The 18,988-nt window shown below is 70.5% G+C and carries 12 protein-coding genes; 2 read left to right on the top strand and 10 right to left on the bottom strand.

The window, feature by feature from the left end; genetic code table 11:
• Nucleotides 1-102: 102 nt before the first annotated feature.
• Nucleotides 103-588, bottom strand: a complete 486-nt coding sequence (locus GGR71_RS09820; RefSeq protein ID WP_160957472.1) for an RcnB family protein — start codon at nt 586-588, stop codon at nt 103-105.
• A 110-nt stretch (nt 589-698) separates the two neighbouring features.
• Nucleotides 699-1,622: a helix-turn-helix transcriptional regulator gene (locus GGR71_RS09815; RefSeq protein ID WP_160957473.1), complete on the bottom strand. Its 924-nt coding sequence runs from the start codon at nt 1,620-1,622 to the stop codon at nt 699-701.
• 226 nt (nt 1,623-1,848) lie between these two features.
• Between GGR71_RS09815 and GGR71_RS09810 the strand changes: the two genes are divergently transcribed.
• Both GGR71_RS09810 and ettA read left to right on the top strand, forming a co-directional pair.
• Entirely contained in the window at nt 1,849-3,294 is a 1,446-nt protein-coding gene (locus GGR71_RS09810; RefSeq protein WP_160957474.1) for an MFS transporter, read from the top strand.
• 138 nt (nt 3,295-3,432) lie between these two features.
• Nucleotides 3,433-5,094 (top strand): energy-dependent translational throttle protein EttA, encoded by a 1,662-nt coding sequence (ettA, locus tag GGR71_RS09805; protein WP_048492413.1) that lies wholly within the window; start codon nt 3,433-3,435, stop codon nt 5,092-5,094.
• A gap of 359 nt (nt 5,095-5,453) precedes the next feature.
• Here the strand turns inward: ettA and GGR71_RS09800 are convergent, their stop codons facing one another.
• From GGR71_RS09800 to pncB, 8 genes are all read right to left on the bottom strand, one after another.
• A complete protein-coding gene (locus tag GGR71_RS09800) occupies nt 5,454-5,969 on the bottom strand; it encodes a peptide deformylase (RefSeq protein ID WP_160957475.1) in 516 nt (171 codons plus the stop codon).
• Between the two features lie 454 nt (nt 5,970-6,423).
• Complete coding sequence (locus tag GGR71_RS09795) at nt 6,424-10,908, bottom strand: cellulose synthase subunit BcsC-related outer membrane protein (protein WP_160957476.1); 4,485 nt, start codon at nt 10,906-10,908, stop codon at nt 6,424-6,426.
• Complete coding sequence (gene bcsZ / locus GGR71_RS09790; protein WP_160957477.1) at nt 10,896-12,062, bottom strand: cellulose synthase complex periplasmic endoglucanase BcsZ; 1,167 nt, start codon at nt 12,060-12,062, stop codon at nt 10,896-10,898. Before bcsZ ends, GGR71_RS09795 begins: the two co-directional genes overlap by 13 nt.
• Nucleotides 12,059-14,347 (bottom strand): cellulose biosynthesis cyclic di-GMP-binding regulatory protein BcsB, encoded by a 2,289-nt coding sequence (gene bcsB, locus GGR71_RS09785; RefSeq protein WP_160957478.1) that lies wholly within the window; start codon nt 14,345-14,347, stop codon nt 12,059-12,061. The genes bcsZ and bcsB overlap by 4 nt, the downstream gene beginning before the upstream one ends.
• Nucleotides 14,348-14,406: 59 nt before the next feature.
• Nucleotides 14,407-16,557, bottom strand: coding sequence for a UDP-forming cellulose synthase catalytic subunit (gene bcsA / locus GGR71_RS09780; RefSeq protein ID WP_160957479.1), 2,151 nt, complete (start codon nt 16,555-16,557; stop codon nt 14,407-14,409).
• A 91-nt stretch (nt 16,558-16,648) separates the two neighbouring features.
• Nucleotides 16,649-17,047 carry a hypothetical protein gene (locus GGR71_RS09775; protein ID WP_160957480.1) on the bottom strand — a complete coding sequence of 133 codons (399 nt, stop codon included), beginning with the start codon at nt 17,045-17,047 and terminating at the stop codon, nt 16,649-16,651.
• A 48-nt stretch (nt 17,048-17,095) separates the two neighbouring features.
• Nucleotides 17,096-17,554, bottom strand: coding sequence for a cellulose biosynthesis protein BcsD (bcsD, locus tag GGR71_RS09770; protein ID WP_184451888.1), 459 nt, complete (start codon nt 17,552-17,554; stop codon nt 17,096-17,098).
• 223 nt (nt 17,555-17,777) lie between these two features.
• The gene (gene pncB / locus GGR71_RS09765) at nt 17,778-18,962 is read right to left on the bottom strand and encodes a nicotinate phosphoribosyltransferase (protein ID WP_160957481.1); all 1,185 of its coding nucleotides are present in this window, start codon (nt 18,960-18,962) and stop codon (nt 17,778-17,780) included.
• Nucleotides 18,963-18,988: the final 26 nt, after the last annotated feature.

Raw genomic sequence — 18,988 nt, 5'->3', positions numbered from 1 at the left:
CAGAAGGCAGACCGCTAGTTTAAGCCCCGCGCAGCGCCCAGGGCGAACCAAAACGCAGACGGCCTCCCGAAGGAGGCCGTCTGGTGGTGCTGCAGCAGGGGTTCAGCGGCCGCTGAGCACCAGGTCGGCGATGATGCCGCTGGCGATGGCGACCAGCAGCAGGTTGCCGGTGTCGTCGCGCACCCAGCGGTAGCCGTGGGGCGGGCGCCGGACCTGGTAGCGGTCGTAGTCGTAGACCACGTAGTTCGGGCCGTAGTAGCGCTGGCCGCGCGCCCAGCGCGGCGGGCCCGGGCGGTAGTAGACGACGTCGGGGCCGTTGCGATAGCCGTCGCGGTAGCCGCGGTCGTAGGCGTGGCGGGCGTCACGGCGGTCGCGCTCGCGGTCGCGCCAGTAGCGCTCGCGATCGGCATCGCGGTAGCCGCGGTCGTACCAGCCATGGTCGCGCGGCCCCGGTCCCGGCGGCGGGGGCGGCGGCCCCGGGGGACCCGGCGGGCCCCAGCCCGGGCCCCAGGCGAATGCGGATGGCGCCATGAAACCCAGCGCCAGCGCGGACGAGAGGGCAATTGTGGCAATGCGTTTCATGTTCATGGCAACTCCGTCACGTTGTGTGGCGGTTGCATTTAGACCCTTGCCGTCTGAACCGCCTCCTGCTGGAATCGGTTACGTATTCAGCTTTGCGGATCGGACTAGGAAAGCGTTCATCCATCGGTACTTGCGGCCTGTGCGTGCAGGCGCAACAGCGCCGCCTGCGCCGTGTCATCGGCTGGCAAATAGACCACCAGGCGGTTGCCGTTGCGCGGCGCCGACCACCAGTTGACCTGCTGCAGGCGCAGCTCGCCTTCCTGCGGATGGCGGAAGCGCTTGAGCTGGTTCTCCACGCCGCGCACCTCGCGCCGCTGCCGCCACAGCGCATCGAACTCGGGCGAGGCAGCACGGTAGCGCGCCAGCAACGCCTCCCATTCCGGCTCGCCCAAGTGCTCGGCCATCGCCGCGCGCAGCAATGCCACCATGTGCTGCAGCACGTCCTGCCGATCGAGCAGTGCGTCACGCCAGCGCGGATTGGTGAAAGCCTGATAGACGCAGTTGCGGTCCGCGTCCGCCAGGTCGGCCAGGGTCACGCCCATCAGCCGCTCGAAAGCCGGGTTGGCGCCGAGGATGTCGAAGCGCGGAGTCTGCAGCATCGCCGGCCACGGCCCGAGCTGGTCCAGCAGCATGCGCGCGGTGCCGGTCAGCCGTTCGCACGGCGGCGCCGCCAGAGCGGTCGTGCCGCCCACACCTGCCAGTGCCAGCACGTGCGCGGTTTCGACCTCCGAACACTGCAGAGCGCGGGCGATGGCGGTCAGCACGCGCGCCGAGGCGCGGACCGGGCGCCCCTGTTCCAGCCACGTGTACCAGGTCACGCCGACATCGGCGAGCAAGGCCACTTCCTCGCGGCGTAGGCCGGGGGTGCGACGCCTGCCGCCGCGCGGCAGCGCCAGGCGCGCCGGGTCCAGGCTCTCGCGGCGGGCACGCAGGAAGGCGCCCAGCGCCCGGGCGCGCTCGCTGGCCAGGGCCGGGCCCGACGCGGCGGGCGCGGCCACGCGCTCCGGTTTGGAGGTGGAAGGGGCGAGGTCCAGTTGCATCGTCTTCTCCGCTTCGCTGTTCGCCAGTGCCGAACGATGCCGTGCGCGTGCACGGCGCTCGCTGCGCCGTCGTGTCCCATCACGCCGCGGGGGATGTCGCCCCGCAACGCGCCGGCCCGAGACGCCAGGGAGGCACCATCAGTACCAGGATAAATGAGTCCTTGTACCAGTTTATCGGCTCACCATACTGCGCGCCATGACCACGCCCGCCTCCCCCGCTTCCGCCATGTCCGCCACCGTCCCCACCCTGAGCCGCCGCGGCCTGGGCATCCTGCTGATCGGGCAGATGCTGCCGCTGATCGATTTCTCCATCCTCAATGTCGCGCTCAGCTCGATCGCGCACACGCTGCATGCGTCGGCGACCCAGTTGGAGCTGATCGTGGCGGTCTACGGCGTCGCCTTCGCGGTGGGCCTGGCGGCGGGCGGCCGGCTCGGCGACAACGTCGGCCGGCGTCGCATGTTCGGCGCCGGCGTGCTGCTGTTCGGCCTGGCCTCGTTGCTGTGCGGGGTGGCCGGTTCGGTCCCGGCCCTGCTGGCCGGCCGCATCCTGCAGGGACTGGGCGCGGCGCTGGCGGTGCCGCAGATCCTCGCCACCATCCACGTCAGCCTGCACGGCAAGGCGCACGCCCGGGCGCTGGCGCTGTACGGCTCGCTGGGCGGCATCGCCTTCGTCATCGGCCAGGTGCTGGGCGGATCGCTGGTCAGCGCCAACATCGCCGGCTCCGGCTGGCGCAGCGTGTTCCTGATCAACCTGCCGTTCTGCCTGCTGGCGATGGCCTGCCTGCGCACCGTGCCGGAGACCCGCGCGGCGCGGCGGATGCCGCCCGACCTGGCCGGCGCCGGGCTGCTGGGGCTGTTCCTGGCCTGCCTGCTGCTGCCGTTGGCGCTGGGCCCTTCCCTGCACTGGCCACCGGCATGCCTGGCGGTGCTGGCCGCGTGCCTGCCGTTGCTGGCGGCACTGACCCGGGTCGAACTGTGGCAGGAACGCCGCGGGCGCACGCCGCTGCTGCCGCCGGCCTTGCTGCGGCTGCCCAGCGTGCGCTTCGCGCTGCTGGTGGGTGGGGTGTTCTTCACCTGCTGGAGCGGCTTCATGTTCGTGCTGGCGCTGACCCTGCAGACCGGCGCCGGCCTGTCGCCGCTGCACTCCGGCAATGCCTTCCTTGTGATGGGCGTGGCCTACTTCGCTTCCGCGCTGGTCAGCGCCCGCGTGGCGGTGCGCTGTGGCCCGGTACCGACGCTGCTGCTGGGCTGCCTGGTGCAGATGCTGGGCCTGCTGGCGCTGGGCTGGACCCTGCACGCGGTGTGGCCGCATCCCGGCGCACTCAACCTGGCCCCGGCGACGGCGCTGATCGGCGCCGGCCAGGCCTGGATCGTGGCCAGCTTCTACCGCATCGGCCTGTCGCAGGTGCCCACCGACCATGCCGGCGCCGGCAGCGCCATGCTCTCCACCATCCTGCAGGCGGCCATGGGCCTGGGCCCGGCGGCACTGGGCGCGATCTATGCCCACGCCCGCGACGGCGGCAGCCTGGCCGCGATGCAGGCGGCGCTGACCAGCGAGTGGCTGGCGATGCTGGTGTTGGTGCTCTGCGCACTGCTCTATCTGCGCCGGCAGGGTCGTGCCGGCGCATCGGCAACGGTACCGAGCGCAGCGCTGCCGCCGATCGCCGAGTAGGCCGCGCGGCAACGCCCACGCCTCTGCTGCCGCCACCGCGCGGCAACGAATGCCGGCGGCCGTCCGGCTATAATCCGCCATCCCTTTCGACGCCCTCCGGCCGCCGGCCGGCGGGCGCCCTGCGCCTTTGGAGCCGCCATGTCGCAATACATCTACACCATGAACCGGGTCAGCAAGACCGTGCCGCCCAAGCGCCAGATCATCAAGGACATCTCGCTGTCGTTCTTCCCCGGCGCCAAGATCGGCCTGCTCGGCCTCAACGGCGCCGGCAAGTCCACCGTGCTGAAGATCATGGCCGGCGTGGACACCGATTTCGAAGGCGAGGCGCGTCCGCAGCCCGGCACCAAGGTCGGCTACCTGGCGCAGGAGCCGGAGCTGGACCCGAACAAGACCGTGCGCGAGTCGGTCGAGGAAGGCGTGGGCGAAGTGCTGCAGGCGCAGGCCGCGCTGGAAGCGGTGTACGCCGCCTATGCCGAGGAAGGCGCCGACTTCGACGCGCTGGCCAAGGAACAGGAGCGCCTGGAGGCCATCCTGGCCGCCGGTGATGCGCACACCCTGGAGAACCAGCTCGACGTGGCCGCCGACGCGCTGCGGCTGCCGCCGTGGGACGCCAAGATCGCCAACCTGTCCGGCGGCGAGAAGCGCCGCGTGGCGCTGTGCCGGCTGCTGCTGCAGAAGCCGGACATGCTGCTGCTCGACGAACCGACCAACCACCTCGACGCCGAGTCGGTGGAGTGGCTGGAGCAGTTCCTGGCGCGCTACACCGGCACCGTGGTGGCGGTCACCCACGATCGCTACTTCCTCGACAACGCCGCCGAGTGGATCCTGGAACTGGACCGCGGCCGCGGCATTCCGTGGAAGGGCAACTACACCGAGTGGCTGATGCAGAAGGACGAGCGCCTGAAGCAGGAAGAGAACCAGGAAAAGGCGCGGCAGAAGGCGATCCAGAAGGAACTGGAGTGGGCCCGGCAGAACGCCAAGGGCGGCCGCTCCAAGGGCAAGGCGCGTCTGGCGCGCCTGGACGAACTGCAGTCGGTGGACTACCAGAAGCGCAACGAGACCAACGAAATCTTCATCCCGCCGGGCGAGCGCCTGGGCAACTCGGTGATGGAGTTCAAGAACGTCTCCAAGAAGTTCGGCGACCGCCTGCTGATCGACAACCTGTCGATGATCATCCCGCCGGGCGCCATCGTCGGCATCATCGGTCCCAACGGCGCCGGCAAGTCGACCCTGTTCAAGATGATCACCGGGCAGGAGAAGCCGGATTCGGGCGAGATCGTGGTCGGCCCGACCGTGCAGCTGTCGTACGTGGACCAGAGCCGCGACAAGCTGGAAGGCAACCACAACGTCTTCCAGGAAATCGCCGGCGGCCTGGACATCCTCAACATCAACGGCATCGAGATCCAGTCGCGCGCCTACATCGGCCGCTTCAACTTCAAGGGCCAGGACCAGCAGAAGATGGTCGGTTCGCTGTCCGGTGGTGAGCGCGGCCGCCTGCACATGGCCAAGACCCTGCTGCAGGGCGGCAACGTGCTGCTGCTCGACGAACCGTCCAACGACCTGGACATCGAAACCCTGCGCGCGCTGGAAGACGCGCTGCTGGAGTTCCCGGGCAACACCTTCGTGATCTCGCACGATCGCTGGTTCCTGGACCGCATCGCCACCCACATCCTCGCCTTCGAGGGCGACTCGCACGTGGAGTTCTTCCAGGGCAACTACCGCGAGTACGAGGAAGACAAGAAGCGTCGCCTGGGCGACGACGCCGGCCCCAAGCGCCTGCGTTTCAAGGCGCTGAAGTAAGCCGCGGTACGTTTTTCTGCAGCACCCGCCACGGCCCGCCTCGCGCGGGCCGTGTGCATTTTGGGTGCCTGCCGGGTAGGAACGCGCTCGGGCTCTGGAAGATCTGTGGGAGCCGACTGTCGTGCAGCGGCGATGCGCGAAGCGGCGCGCTTTCCGATGGCGCCATGCGTCGGGACTGAAGTCCCTCCCACAATGCACCCGGCGAGCTCGCCGCAAGCCCCTGTGGGAGCGACTTCAATCGCGACGGGCTTTACCGGCAGAGCCCGTCGCGACCGAAGTGGCTCCCACAAAGCGCGCTGCATCGCATGCATGCGGCGCGGACGGCCACGCTTGCGTCGGCCACGCCGCGCATCCCCGCGCTACAACTCGTACGACAGCACGTCCTCGAAGCCGAACTTGTCGAAGTCGCGGATGCGCGAGGGATACAGCCGGCCGATCAGGTGGTCGTGCTCGTGCTGGACCACGCGGGCGTGGAAGCCCTCGGCCTCGCGCTGCAGCGGGGTGCCGTCGGGCAGCACGCCGCGGTAGCGGATGTGCCGGTAGCGCGGAATCACCGCGCGCAGCCCGGGAATGGACAGGCAGCCTTCCCAGCCGTCTTCCAGCTCGTCGGACAGCGGTTCGATCACCATGTTGGCCAGGGCGGTGCGCGGCACCGGCGGTGCCTCCGGATAGCGCGCGCTGCGCTCGAAGCCGAACACCATCAACTGCAGATCCACCGCGATCTGCGGCGCGGCCAGGCCGACACCGCGCGCGGCGTCCATGGTCTCGAACATGTCGGCCACCAGCGCGTGCAGTTGCGCGCTGTCGAAGTCGGTGACCGGCGGCGCCTGACGCAGCAGGCGCGGGTCGCCCATGCGGATGATGTCGCGGATCATGGCGGACTCCTGGCAGCGGGGATGGCCGCGATTATCCGCCGTGGCGACGGCGCGTGCAGCGAGGGCGGCGTCCCTGCCCCAACTGCGGTGCAATCCCCGTGTTGCAGCAAAGCTGCTGGCGAAATTCTGCAGGAGCGAACTGTCATGCAGCCGCGACGCGCGACGTGGCGCGCTTCCCCATGGCGCAATGCGTCGGGACTGAAGTCCCTCCCACAGTGCACCCAGCCAGCGTATCGCGCGTTCCGTCACGCGTGGTTCCGCATCGCCGTGGGCCATCAGCCGAGACGGATTCCACACGTGACCCCGCCTGACGTCACTCCCACAGGGACGGGCTGGGCATCCTTGTGAGAGGGACTTCAGTCCCGACGACGGAGGGCGTCAGTCGGCTTTCGGCGTCGCTTGTCGCGGCCGCATGACCGTTGCCTCCTACGCCGGTGTTCGTGCGGCGCGCGCCCTACTCCGGCACGTACGGCGACGCCAGCACCTGCGGGCGGCGGCCGAGGCCGGCGCCGAGCCGGTCGAGCACGAAGCGCACGTAGAGGTTGGTGCTGAACTGGGTGTAGTCGCGGGCGTTGTTGAACAGCAGGCGGCCGCCCAGGAACAGCTGCGGGGCGATCTGCCATTCGGCCGCACCGGCGATGTTGTAGGACATGCCGGTTTTGCTCTGCCCGGCGTAGACCGGCGCGACGTAGCGGTCGGTCAGCCCCAACAGCGCGGCCAACGAGGCGGCGTCGTAGGCGGCCTGCTGCATCTGCGCGCTGGTCGGGAAGTACGGGCTATCGTCGCTGCGGAAGTGCTGCACGCCGACGCTGGCGTCCACGCTCCAGTTGACCGTGCGCCCGGACGTGCGCCCGCTCCAGTGCACCGGGAAGCCCAGGTCCACGTAGTCCTGCGGGCTGAAGTAGCCGCCCTGGCCGTAGGTGTAGCCGCCCAGGTTCTTGTCGTACTGCATCGCGGTCAGGTTGAGGCCGGCGGTCAGCGACTGGTTCTCGGTGTCCAGCGCGTGCACGTACACGCCCAGGTCGACCTGGCGGTGGTCGTTGCTGGCCACGTTGCGGCCGACCAGGCGGTCGGCGCCGACGCTGGCGTAGCCGCCGAGCAAGCCGTTGTCCAGGGTGGCCGACAGGCGCAGGCCGTTGCTGGTCACGCCGCCCCAGCCGAGTCCGGCGCGGCCGTCGTCGACGCCGCCGAAGGACAGCAGGCTGTCGCTGACCGCGCGGCGGAACACCTGGCCGGAATAGGTGAGGTTGTCGCCGGCCTGGCCGCGGTAGCCGACGCCACCGACGATGCGGCGCTCGGGGAAGCCGACCGGGGTGCTGCCCAGGTCGGCGCTGAAGCCGCCGTTCTTGTAGGTCACCGCCATGCCGACGCCGCGCGCGTCCTGGTCCATGCGCCGCGCGCCGTTGCCGTTGGCCGCCATGGTGTACAGCGCCTGGCTGAAGCCGGCCGGGGTCAGCGTCGCGGCAGTGGGGTTGGCGGCGAGGTTGCGGAAGCGGGCGATGTCGGCGGCGCTGAGGTCGGCGCTGCGCGAGGCATCGCCGAGGATGGCGCTGGCCAGCGTGCCGATCGCGGTGTCGGCGGCGGTGTTGCCGAGCAGGAACGCCGACAGCGGCTCGGCGTACAGCGCCTGCAGCGCCGCCGCCTCGCGCTGTGCGTTGGTCAGCGCCGGGTCGGTGTCGTTGAACAGCTTGTTGTACAGCCCGGTGTTGACCGCGTAAGTGCGCAGCGCGTTGCGGGTGGCGTTGCTGTTGCCCTCGGTGAGCAGCAGTTGGTACAGGTCGCTGCCGACCAGGCTGTCGATCGGGGTGCGGTCGGCGGCCAGGGCATCGCCCATCGCCGCGGCCGGGCCGGCGCCGAAACGGCTAGCGGTGGCGTAGCCGGTGCCGAGCGTGCCGGCGTCGAGCAGGGTCGGGGTGACATCGACCTGCAGCTTGCCCTCGCCCACCGCGAACTCGCCATGCAGCGGCACTTCCAGATCGCGCAGCCGGCCCAGGCCGGCTTCGCCGTCGCGGGCGCGATAGCTGGCGCCGGTGGCGAGGCTGTCGCTGTTCTCGGCCTGCACTTCGCGCAGTTCCTCGAGCACGCTGGAACCGCTGGTGGACGCGGCCGGTGCAGCCGGCTGGCGCAGGGACGCGCGCGGCGCGGCGGTCAGCAAGCCATCGTCGGACAGGTCGCGCGGCGCGGTGCGGGTGGTGGTGCTGCGCTGGCCCGGCACCGGCAACGCGGCCAGGGCCACGCCCACGGCGCTGGCGCTGGCCGGCGGCTGCAGGTCGTCGCCGGCGGTCATGGCCGGTGTAGATGCCGGCAACGCAGACGCCGCATAGGCCGGTGCCGGCACGCCGCCGCCAAGGCTGTCGGACACCACCGCGGCGCTGCGCGGCATGCGTCCGTTCATGCCGGCGAAAGGATTGAGCGGGCGTCCGGCGGCGGCGTAGGACGCCGGGCCGTTGGCGGCCGGCAGGCCGTTGTCGTACTGACCCGATTCGCGCGCCTGCGCCGCCAGTGCGGCACGGAAGTAGCTCTCGGCCTTGCGGTTCTTGCCGGCGCTGCGGTACACGCGGCCGGCCGCACCGAGCACCTGCGGCGAATCCGGCGCCTGCGCCAGCGCGCGCTGCAGGTAGTCCTCGGCGCTGTGCAGGTCGCGCAGCGCGGCGGCGGTGTTGGCCGCGGCGATCAGCGTGTCCAGGTCGTTGGGCGATTGCTGCAGTTGCTGCTGGTACAGCACCAGCGCCTGGCGCTGGTCGCCGGCAGCGGCGTACAGCCGCGCCAGCGCGGCCACCGCCTGCGGATCCTGGTTCTGCTGCGCCAGCAGCGGCGCCAGCGCGTCGTAGGCGGCTTCGAGGTTGCCGAGTTCGCGCAGGGCATCGACCTGGCGCAGCACGTAGCCGCTGCGCAACGCCTGGTAGCGGCGCTGCTGCTCGGCGCTCATCTCGCTGTCGCGCAGCTGGCGCAGGGTCGCTGCCAGTTCGGCGTCCTGGTGCGCGCGCAGCAGCACGCCGGCGTACTGCAGGCGCGCCTCGGTGGACGGGTTCTGCGCGACCAGGCGCTGCGCCAGGGTCAATGCACGCTGGTTGCTGCCGATGTCGGCATAGGCGCCGGCCATCGCCGCCAGCAGCGCCGGCTGCTCCAGCGCATCGCCCAGCGCGGCCTCGGTGCGGCCCAGCAGCAACTGCGCTTCGCCGCCACGGCCCTGTTGTTGCAGCAGGCGTGCCTGGGCCGCCTGCTGTTCCACCCAGGCGGTGTTGCGCAGCGCGCTCATCTCGGCGGTGCGCGCGTTGGCCGGGATGCGCTCCAGGCTGGCGTAGGCAGCGGCCCAGTCGCCGCGTTCCTGCGCCAGCAGCGCATTGGCGTACAACGCCTCGGGCATGTCGCCGTGCACCGCGAGCAGGCCGTCCATGACGCTGCGCGCCTGGTCCGGGCGCCCGGCCTGCTGGTACAGGCGCGCCAGGTCCAGGCGCACCCACGGATCGCCCGGGTTGTCGACCATCGCCTTCTCCAGCTCGCTCTGCGCGGTGACGGTGTCGCCGGCCTCCAGCGCCTGCTGCGCGCGGGCGCGCTGCAGGTTGGCTTTCAATGCGGACTCGCCACCGGCCTGCTGGCGCTGCGCCGGGCTGAGCCGGGCGAACAGCGCATTGGCCTCGGTGGCGCGACCCTGGCGGCTGTACAGGGCGATCAGGCCCTGCAGTGCGCCGGTATCGTCGGCATGCAGGCGCAGCGCCTCGCGGTAGCTCTTTTCGGCGGCGGCGGCATCGCTGGCCGACTGCAGGTCGCCCAGCAGCGCGTAGCCGGCGGCCTCCTCGGGCTTGAGCTTGACCGCCTGCTGGGCCAGGCGCAGCGCGGCGTCGTTGTCGCCGCGTGTGCGTGCGGCCTGCGCTTGCTGCAGCTGCAGCCAGTAGCGCGCGCTGTCCAGCGCGCCGCGCCACTTGCCGTTGGCGGCGGCGGCCGGGCGCAGCAGTTCCTGCGCTTCGCCGAAGCGCTGCTGGCGCAGCCGCACCGAACCCAGGCCGCCGAGCGCCTCGGCATCGCGCGGACGCGCGCGCAGCACCTGTGCGAAGCGCTGTTCGGCCAGCGCCAGGTTGCCGGCGTTGAGCGCCTTGAAGCCTTCGCCCAACTGTTCGCCGGCCGGGTCGCCAGCGCCTTGGGCACGGCGCTCCTGCAACTGCGCGGCCTTCTTGGCCACCTCGGCATCGTTGGGATTGGCCGCCAGGAACGCCTGGTACAGCGGCGCATCGGCAGGGCCGGCGTTGAGCCACAGCAGCGCTTGGCGCCAGCCGGCGCGGGCCGGGCCGGCGACATCGGCGCGCTTGCTCAGCGCGGCGAGCTGGGCGATGCCCTCGCGCCGCGACGGCTCGCGATAGGTCTGCACCTGCGCCAGCGCCAGCGCCGCGGCGGTATTGTCCGGCTGTGCGGCGGCCAGGCGGCGCAGGCCGTCGCGCGCGCCTTCCCAGCCCTGCGGGGTGCCGGCCAGCGCCTGGTAGTACTCCAGCGCCAGCGAGTCCGGCGGTGCCTTGCCGTCGAACAGCGCCTGGTAGGCGCGCACCGCGTCCACGTAGCGGCCGGCAGCGGCAGCGCGGCGCGCGTTGCGCAGGTCGACGTTGTCGCCGGTGCCGCCGATCGACATGGCCAAGCGCTGGGTCTGCGGCGCCTGCGGGTGCACCTTCTGCAGTTGCACCAAGCGCTTGCGCGCGTCGGTCTGGCGGCCTTGCGCCAGGTCGATCTGGGCCAGGCCGAGCAGCGCGTCGGGCTGGTTCGGATCGACCTGCAGCAACTTGCGCCAGGTGTCGGCGGCGAGATCGTCGCGGCCTTGGTCGTGCCAGTAGTTGCCCTGGCTGACCAACTGTTGGGTGGCGTCGGCGTTCTGCGCGTGGGCGCTGCCGGCGAGCAGGCACAGGTCGATCATGCCGGCCAGGTACAGGGTCTTGAGATTCATGCGGAGCATTGGGTTCTCCAGGCGGGCTGCAGCGCGCCGTCTGCGGAAAAGCGGTAGCGGTTGTCGAGCCAGGCGCGTCCGAACAGGATCAGCACCCGGTCGTAGTAGGGAAGCCGGGCCGCGGCGGCGTCGCCGGGCGCGGGAATGCGTTGCGCCTGCGCCTTGAGCAGCGCCGGTTCGCGCAGCGCGCTCAGGTATGGCAGCAGGGCGGCAGCGAAGCCGGGCGGCGCCTGGCCGCTGCCGACGCCCTGGCGGGTGTCGATCTTCTCGTCGAGGCGGCCTTGCGCGCGCAGTTGCTGCAGCGGGCCGGACAGATCCTCGAGCAGCGCCTTGCGCAGCGGATCGGCGGCGTCGAGCATGCCGGCCCACAGGTAGACACGGATCGCGTCGTAGCTGCCCAGCGCACCCTTGTCCGGATCGATGCCGAACGCGCGGCCGTCCCAGGCGATCCAGTCCGGCGCGAAGCCGACCGGCGCGCTGTCGCGCAGCATCCGCGCACTGCGCGTGGCCAGGCCCGCCCACGGCCCCTTCGGATCGACCGCGGCGAAGCGCCGCAGCAACTGCAGCGGCAGGTAGCTGGGGTTGAGCGTCCAGCGTTGCGGCCGGACGAAGCCCTTGGCCGCCGGCAACAGCAAGCCGCCGAACCCGGGCAGCTCGGCCAGCTCGGTGCGCCGCACCAGCGCCAGCATCTGCAGGCCGGCCTGGGTGTAGCCAGGCCGTTGCCACAGGCGCCCGGCCTCGAGCAGCACGTAGGCGATCCACAGGTCGGCGTCGCTGGCGCTGTTGCCGTCGAGCACGCGCCAGCTGCCGTCGCTGGCACGGCCCCACAGCCAGGCCGGCAGCACCTGCTGCGGGCGGCCACCGCACAGGTTGTGCCGGGTCCAGCCGAGCACGCGCTCGAACAGCACCTGGTCGTTGGCCACCAGCGCGAAGAACAGCGCATAGGACTGGCCTTCGGAGGTGCTGCGCTGGTCGGCGTGCTGGAAATCGATCACCCGTCCGCTGGCATCGACGTGCTTGGCGACGAACGCGGTCCACTCGCGCCACGGCGCGCAGGCCGGCGCCGACGCAAGCGCGGCGCGCGCCGGCGGCAACAGCGTCGCCGCACTGGCGGCGAGCAGGCCGCCGAGCAGGCGCCGGCGTTGGCCGATGTGGTCGTTCACCGCCCTTCCTGCAGCCGCGCCGCCGAATGCCGGCGCAGCACCACGCGTGCGGCCAGCGCCAGCAACACGCTCAGCAGCACCACCGCCAGGCCCAGCAGCAGCGGGTGCTGCGAGAAGTACCAGCGCGCCCAGGTCGGCAGCGGCAGGTGGCCGACGTAGTAGGTCTGGTTGCCGGCGAGGCTGCGCACCTTGCCCTTCTGCAGCAGCACCACGCTGCCCTGGAAGTCCTTCAGCGTGGCCGGCTCGAGCCAGGCGTCGAAGAAGTCCTCGACGCTGGCCGGGTCCTCGGCCAGCAGCGCGACCACGCTGCGCCCAGCCTTCAGCGGCGACTGGAAGCCCATCAGCACCACGTCGCCGGGCGCCGGCTTCACCGCCACTTCGGCGGTGGTCGGCAGGTCGGTGCGGCGCGCATCGAACGACAGGAAGCCGGGCAGCTTGTCCAGCACCCAGTCGCTCATCGAAAAACGCCGGCCGCTGGCGCCGTCGCCGATCGGCAGCGCCGCGCTCCAGCGCTGGAACAGCGGCTGCGAGCGCAGGCTGCCGAACACCAGCAGGTCGCTGTCGGCGTGCTTGTCGACCTCGGCGGCGTGGATCAGGGTCACCCGCAGCGCCGGGTAGCCGGTGGACCCGCCGAGCCGGCCGAGCAGGGTCAGCAGGTTGGCCATGTCCTGGTCGCCGATCTCGTCCGGCACCACCACCGTGGACTCGGACAGGTCGGCCAGGCGGGTGAACGGGAAGCCGGCATTGCCGAACGCGGCCAGGTTCGGCATCGCCATGTAGTGATGGAACGAGCGCAGGTCCACGCTGGAATCGGCGTCGATCGCGCCGGACACGTCCGGGAAGGTGTTCTTGCACGCTTCCGCCTGCGGGCGGTCGAAGAAGAAGTGGAAACGCAGCTGGCTGTTGGCCGAGAACGGCCCGGTCGGCAGCAGCAGTTTCTGCTCCACCGGCATCGCGCCCTTGGGCGAGAGTTCGTGCCACCAGCGCAGCGGCAACGACTCGGCATAGGCGTGGCCGTTGAGCGGCAGCGTGGTGACGAAGGCGTCGTTGATGCTGACGTTGAGCGCCGACTTGTTCTGCGTCTCCGGCACCGTGTAGCGATAACGCAGGTTGACCGGGATGCCGTCGCGCTGCCACACGAACAGGTCCGGCGGCAGTTGCAGGCCGACGCGGATCAGGTCGGGGTGGTAGCCGCTGACGTTCAACTGCGAGGTCTGCGCGACCAGGTCGCCGAAACGCACCGGCTTGTCGCCGGAGATCCAGTTGGGCGCGTCGTAGGGCTTGCGCGGCTGCGCCTGCTTGAGCTCGCCGATGCGCGCCACCGGGCCGTTGAACGGCGTGCCCAGGCTCAGCGCGGTGGCGGCCTGCTGCAGGTCGTTGTCGTCGCGGCCCAGCACCAGCAGCAGCTTGCCGGTGGCATCGCGCGGGTTGGTGATCATCGCCAGGGTCGGGCCGGCGATCTCGGCCAGGCCGGCCTGGGTCGCCGCCAGTTCCGCCGGCAGGGTCGCGGCGGTGGCGAACAGCACCGCGTTGCCGGTGGCCGGCACGTCGCCGATGGCCACGCCGAACGAGGCACCGCGGTAGCCGGCCTGCGCGCCGAACCAGGAGGCGACGATGCCGGCGCTGCGCAGCGTGGCCAGGTCCGGGCGCTGCGGGAACACGAACGGCAGCTCCAGGCGGCGCGTATCGCGCTTGTCGTAGAACGGCACCGGCAGCAGCGCCAGGTCGTTGCGCAGCACCAGCGGGGTGGCGGTCAGCGACAGCCGCGTGGACGGATCGATGTTGGCCCACAGGCTGGTGTGGTCCGGGTCCTCGCAGTCGCGGGTGTAGTGGCCGATCAGTTGCAGGTTGAGCCGGTTGTAGTCGCTGATCAGGCGCGGATCGATCGGCACGTCGCTCTGCTGCAGCTTGCCGGCGTTCTCGCGGCTGACCGGCAGCGCCGCCACGGTGACGCCGTTGACACTGACCTTCAGGTGCGACAGGTCCGGCAACAGCGCCGGCGAGTAGCTGTAGACCAAGTGCAGGTTCGCCGCCTGCACCACTTCGTCGGTGCGCGTGCTGAAGGGGATGCCGGCGCTGCCCTGGATGCCGCGCAGGGTCATCTCGTAGTCGATGCCGAGTTGCTTGAGCGTGGCCGAGCGTTCGCGTTCGGCCGGGGACGGCAGCGGCGTGGCGCTCGCGGCAGCGGCCGACGCCGGCGCGGTGGCGGGAAGGGTCGGCTCCTGGGCCAGCGCCAGGCCGGACAGGACCGTGAGACAACATGCAGCCAGGGCGGGTAGACGCATCGACGGCAACCGGAAAGAGGTGGAAGAGAGAAAGCAACGGAAGACGGTGGGACGACGACTCACGGCGCGGCCTCCTCGCCGGCGGCGCGGCCGCGCCAGCCGCTGCGCGCGCTGCTGGCGATGTGCTGGCCCAGGCGCTTGAAGCCGCGCATGCTGGCCGCGAACACGCGCCCCAGCGACACCCAGAAGCGGTCGCGGTCGTGGCGGCCCCACTGCGACACCCAGATGTCGGCGCGGGCGAAGGTGCAGGCCACCAGCCAGCGCTCCTGTTCGATCGACATCGGCCGGAACTGGATGCTGATTTCGCCGTCGCGGTCGTGGCGCACCATTGCCGGCAGGCGCTTGGCGCTGCCGCGCTGCGGCAGCGCGATCTCCACCGGAAGGTCCGGCTCCACCGGCACCGGCTCGAGCAGGCGCAGCGCCATGCCGCCAGTGGAGAAGTTGACGGTGCGGCAGACCAGTTCGCGGCCATCGGCCAGGTGCAGGGTGGCCGGGATGTCCAGCGGCACGCGGTGCGAACGGCGCACCTGGCGCATCTCGCTGGCGGTGGCGATGGTGGCGCCGAGCAGCAGTACGTTGTAGGCGGTCCAGGCCAGGTTGAACCAGATGGTCTGCGCCTCGCCGCCGGCCTGCACGCTGAGCAGGCGCATCACGCCCGCGACCACGCCGGCCAGGTTGAGCACCAGCAGGAACAGGTAGGGCTTGGCGATCTGCCCATCGAAGTAGCTGCGCGGCACAAGGCCACCCTTGGGAGTGACGTTGAACTTGCCGAGCTTGGGATTGAACAGCGCCACCAGCGTCGGGCGCAGGATGTACCAGGCCAGCGTGGTCTCGTAGACCTCGTTCCACAGCAGGTGACGGAACTTGCCCTGGGTACGCAGGTTGGTCAGGTTGGCCTGCAGGATGTGCGGCAACGCGTAGGCCAGGATCATCAGCGCCGAAGCGTGGATCACGTGCGCGCCGAAGAACAGGAAGGCCAGCGGCGCGGTGAGGTAGACGATGCGCGGCAGCCCGTAGAAGAAGTGCAGCATCGCGTTGGCGTAGCACAGCCGCTGCGACAGGCGCAGGCCCTTGCCCAGCAGCGGGTTGTCCAGCCGCGCGATCTGCGCCATGCCGCGCGCCCAGCGGATGCGCTGGGCGACGTGGCCGGACAGGCTCTCGGTGGCCAGGCCGGCCGCCTGCGGCACCGCGATGTAGGCGCTGCGGTAGCCGCGGCGGTGCAGCTTCAGCGCGGTGTGCGCGTCCTCGGTGACGGTCTCCACCGCCACCCCGCCCACTTCCTCCAGCGGCTTGCGCTTGATCACCGTGCACGAGCCGCAGAAGAAGGTGGCGTCCCACTGGTCGTTGCCGTCCTGCAGCAGGCCGTAGAACAGTTCGCCCTCGTTGGGCACCTTGCCGTGGTTGCCGAGATTGCGTTCGAACGGATCGGCCGAGAAGAAGTAGTGCGGCATCTGCACCACCGCCAGCTTGGCGTCGCGCAGGAACCAGCCCATCGCCACCTGCAGGAACGAGCGCGTGGGGATGTGGTCGCAGTCGAAGATCGCCACGTACTCGCCGCTGGACTTCTTCAGCGCGGCATTGATGTTGCCGGCCTTGGCGTGCAGGTTGTTGGTGCGGGTGATGTAGTGGATGCCGGCCTGCGCGCAGAACGCGCGGAACTCCTCGCGGCGGCCGTCGTCGAGCAGGTAGATGTTGAGCTTGTCGGCGGGCCAGTCCATCACGCTGGCGGCGAGGATGGTCGAGCGCACCACCGACAGCGGTTCGTTGTAGGTGGGGATGAACAGGTCGACGCTGGGCCATTCGCGCTGGTCGGCCGGCAGCGGCAGCGGCCGCCGGTTGAGCGGCCACAACACCTGGAAGTAGCCCAGCGCCAGGATCACGAACGCGTACAGCTCGGCCAGCAGCAGGCCCAGGCCCAGGCTGAGGTCGACCGGGCTGCTCATGCCCACGGTCTGGGTCAGGCGCCACCAGATGTAGCGCGAGGACACCGCCAGCGACAGCGCCATCATCACCAGGATGGCCAGGCGGCTGCCGCTGCGCCGCAGCAGCATGGCCGCGGCGAACACCACCAGCGAGAACAGCAACTGCTGCGGCACATCCATCGGGATGGCGACGACGAAGACCAGCAACACGGCGCCCAGCAGCCACAGCGACCAGTTGGCCAGGACATGCAGCGGGCGCGCGGCATGCGACGCGGAGGCAGCGCTCATCGGCGGTTCCTAAAGGGGAGGAGGTCGGCGCGGTCTTCCCCACCACGCGGCGACGGCAAACAAGTGCGGCGCCCGCAGGCGCCGCGCGGCATCAACGATTCAGAAAGCGCTTGAGCGGACCGCCCGGCGCCGGCACGGCGGCCTCGCGGCCGACCTCGAGCAGGCGCTGGAACAGCTGCTGCAGCGGCGTGCCGGTGGCAGCGCTGGCTGCGGTGACGGCCGGCACAGCCACGGCCGGTGCGGCAGGTGCCATCGGCAACAGCGCGGCCGGGGACAGCGCGGCCGGCTTGGGCTCGATCGCAGCACGTACCACCGACAGCACCGGCGCCGGCGCGGCAGGCGCCGGCGGCGCGGCGGCCGGCTCCGCGGCGTTGAGCCGCTCGGCGGAGAAATCCTGGTAGGCGGTGGCGCCGCTGCTGCCGAGCTTGGCGAACAGGCTGGAGACGTCATCGCCGGTTTCGGCACCCGTCTGCTTGGACTTCTTGGACATGACTCCCCTCATGACGATCTGAAAAATAGTCGGTCGCTGCCGCCGCGCTCAGCCGGTCCTGGCCAGGACGAAGCGGCGCAGGTCTTCGCTGCCAGACGACAACGCACGCACGCCCAATCCGGCCGACATGCCGACCTGCACGAACCATGCCTGATACACGCCTTCCAAGAAGCCGTCGGCGCCGGAGGCCTGCCCGGCCAGGCCGATATGCAGCGGCGAGCCAGCGTGCAGCAGTTCGACGCGGTCGGCATGCTCCTCGAACCGCGCATAGCCCCATTCCAGCCGGTCCCAGATGCGGTTGGCCGCCTCCTGCAGGTCCTGCAGGGTGGCGCAGGCGCCAACCGGATGTTCGGCGGCGAAGCGGCGGCCGATGCGTGCCATCAGCAGGGCCAGGTCCTCGGCGCCCAGTTCCGCTGCGAACTCCTCGGCCAGCGCGCGCAGGAAGCCACGCCACTGCCGCGAACAGGCATGGGTGCGGTAATGGGTCTGCAAGGCGGGCGCGCTCATCGAGGAAGTCTCTGGGGCAGGGACGGAACGACAACGGCGTAGCGGCTGTAGCGCCTGGCGGCGGCCGTTGTCGACCACCACTATTGCGACACAGTTCTCATTTTATGGCGCAGTGTATCTCACTCCTTCTTCACCGCAAAGCCCCGATGCGCCGAACTGCGACCCCTGCCCGGCCACTGTGGGACCACCGCCTCCACGCACGTCGGCGCGACCGTCGCAGCCGTCAGCGCGGCACCTCGGCCGGTACCTCGAACACCTGGCGCAGGTAGGCCAGATAGGCCGGGTCGTCGCACAGGGTCTTGCCGGGCGAGTCGCTGAGCTTGGCCACCGGCTGGCCGTTGCAGCGGACCATCTTGATCACGATCTGCAGCGGCACCAGGCCCAGATCGTTGGTCAGATGCGTGCCGACGCCGAACGCCAGCATGCAGCGATCGCGGAAATGCGCGTACAGCCGCATCACCTTGTCGATGTCCAAGCCATCGCTGAACACCAGGATCTTGCTGCGCGGATCCACCCGATGCCGCTGCAGGTGCGCCAGTATCCGCTCGCCCCACTCGAACGGATCGCCGGAATCGTGGCGCATGCCGTCGAACAGCTTGCAGAAGTACAGATCGAAATCGCGCAGGAACGCATCCAGGCCGACCACGTCCGACAGCGCGATGCCGAGATCGCCGCGGTACTCGCGCGCCCACGATTCCAGCGCGGCCGCCTGCGAGTCGCGCAAGCGCGGCCCCAGTGCCTGGAACGCCTGCAGGTATTCGTGGGCCATGGTGCCCAGCGGGGTCAGGCCGTAACGGCGGGCGAAGTGCACGTTGCTGGTGCCGACGAACTGCTTGCCCAAGGTCCGCTGCAGCACCGGCAGCAGTTCGCCGTGCCAGGCCCGCGAATAGCGGCGGCGGGTGCCGTAGTCGGCGATGGCGCAGTTGTCGTAGCCCGGGGTATCGCGCAGCAGCGCGATCTTGGTCTGCAGGCGGCGCAGGCCTTCGGCATGGTCGGCACCGCCGGCATTGCGGAACCACACCTCGTTGACGATCGCCAGCAGCGGCACTTCGAACAGGATGGTATGCAGCCACGGCCCGCGGATATGCAGCTCGATCTCGCCGGGCACGCTGGCCGAGGCCTGCAACTGCAGATACTTGCGGTCCAGGTGGAACAGCGCCAGGAAATCGACGAAGTCCGGCTTGATGAAGCGCATCGCGCGCAGGTAATCCAACTCGTCCGCACGGAAGCGCAGCGCACACAGCGCATCGATCTCCGCCGAGATCTGCGGCAGGTACTGCGCCAGATCGATGCCGGGGGTGCGGCACTTGAAGCGGTATTCCACCTGCGCACCGGGATGCTGATGCAGCACTGCCTGCATCATGGTGAACTTGTAGAGGTCGGTATCCAGCAACGAATCGATGATCATCGGCCGATTATGCGCTCAGTGCGTTG

It is taken from the genome of Xanthomonas sp. F1 (assembly GCF_014199855.1).
This window is presented reverse-complemented; position numbering and strand designations above follow the sequence as displayed.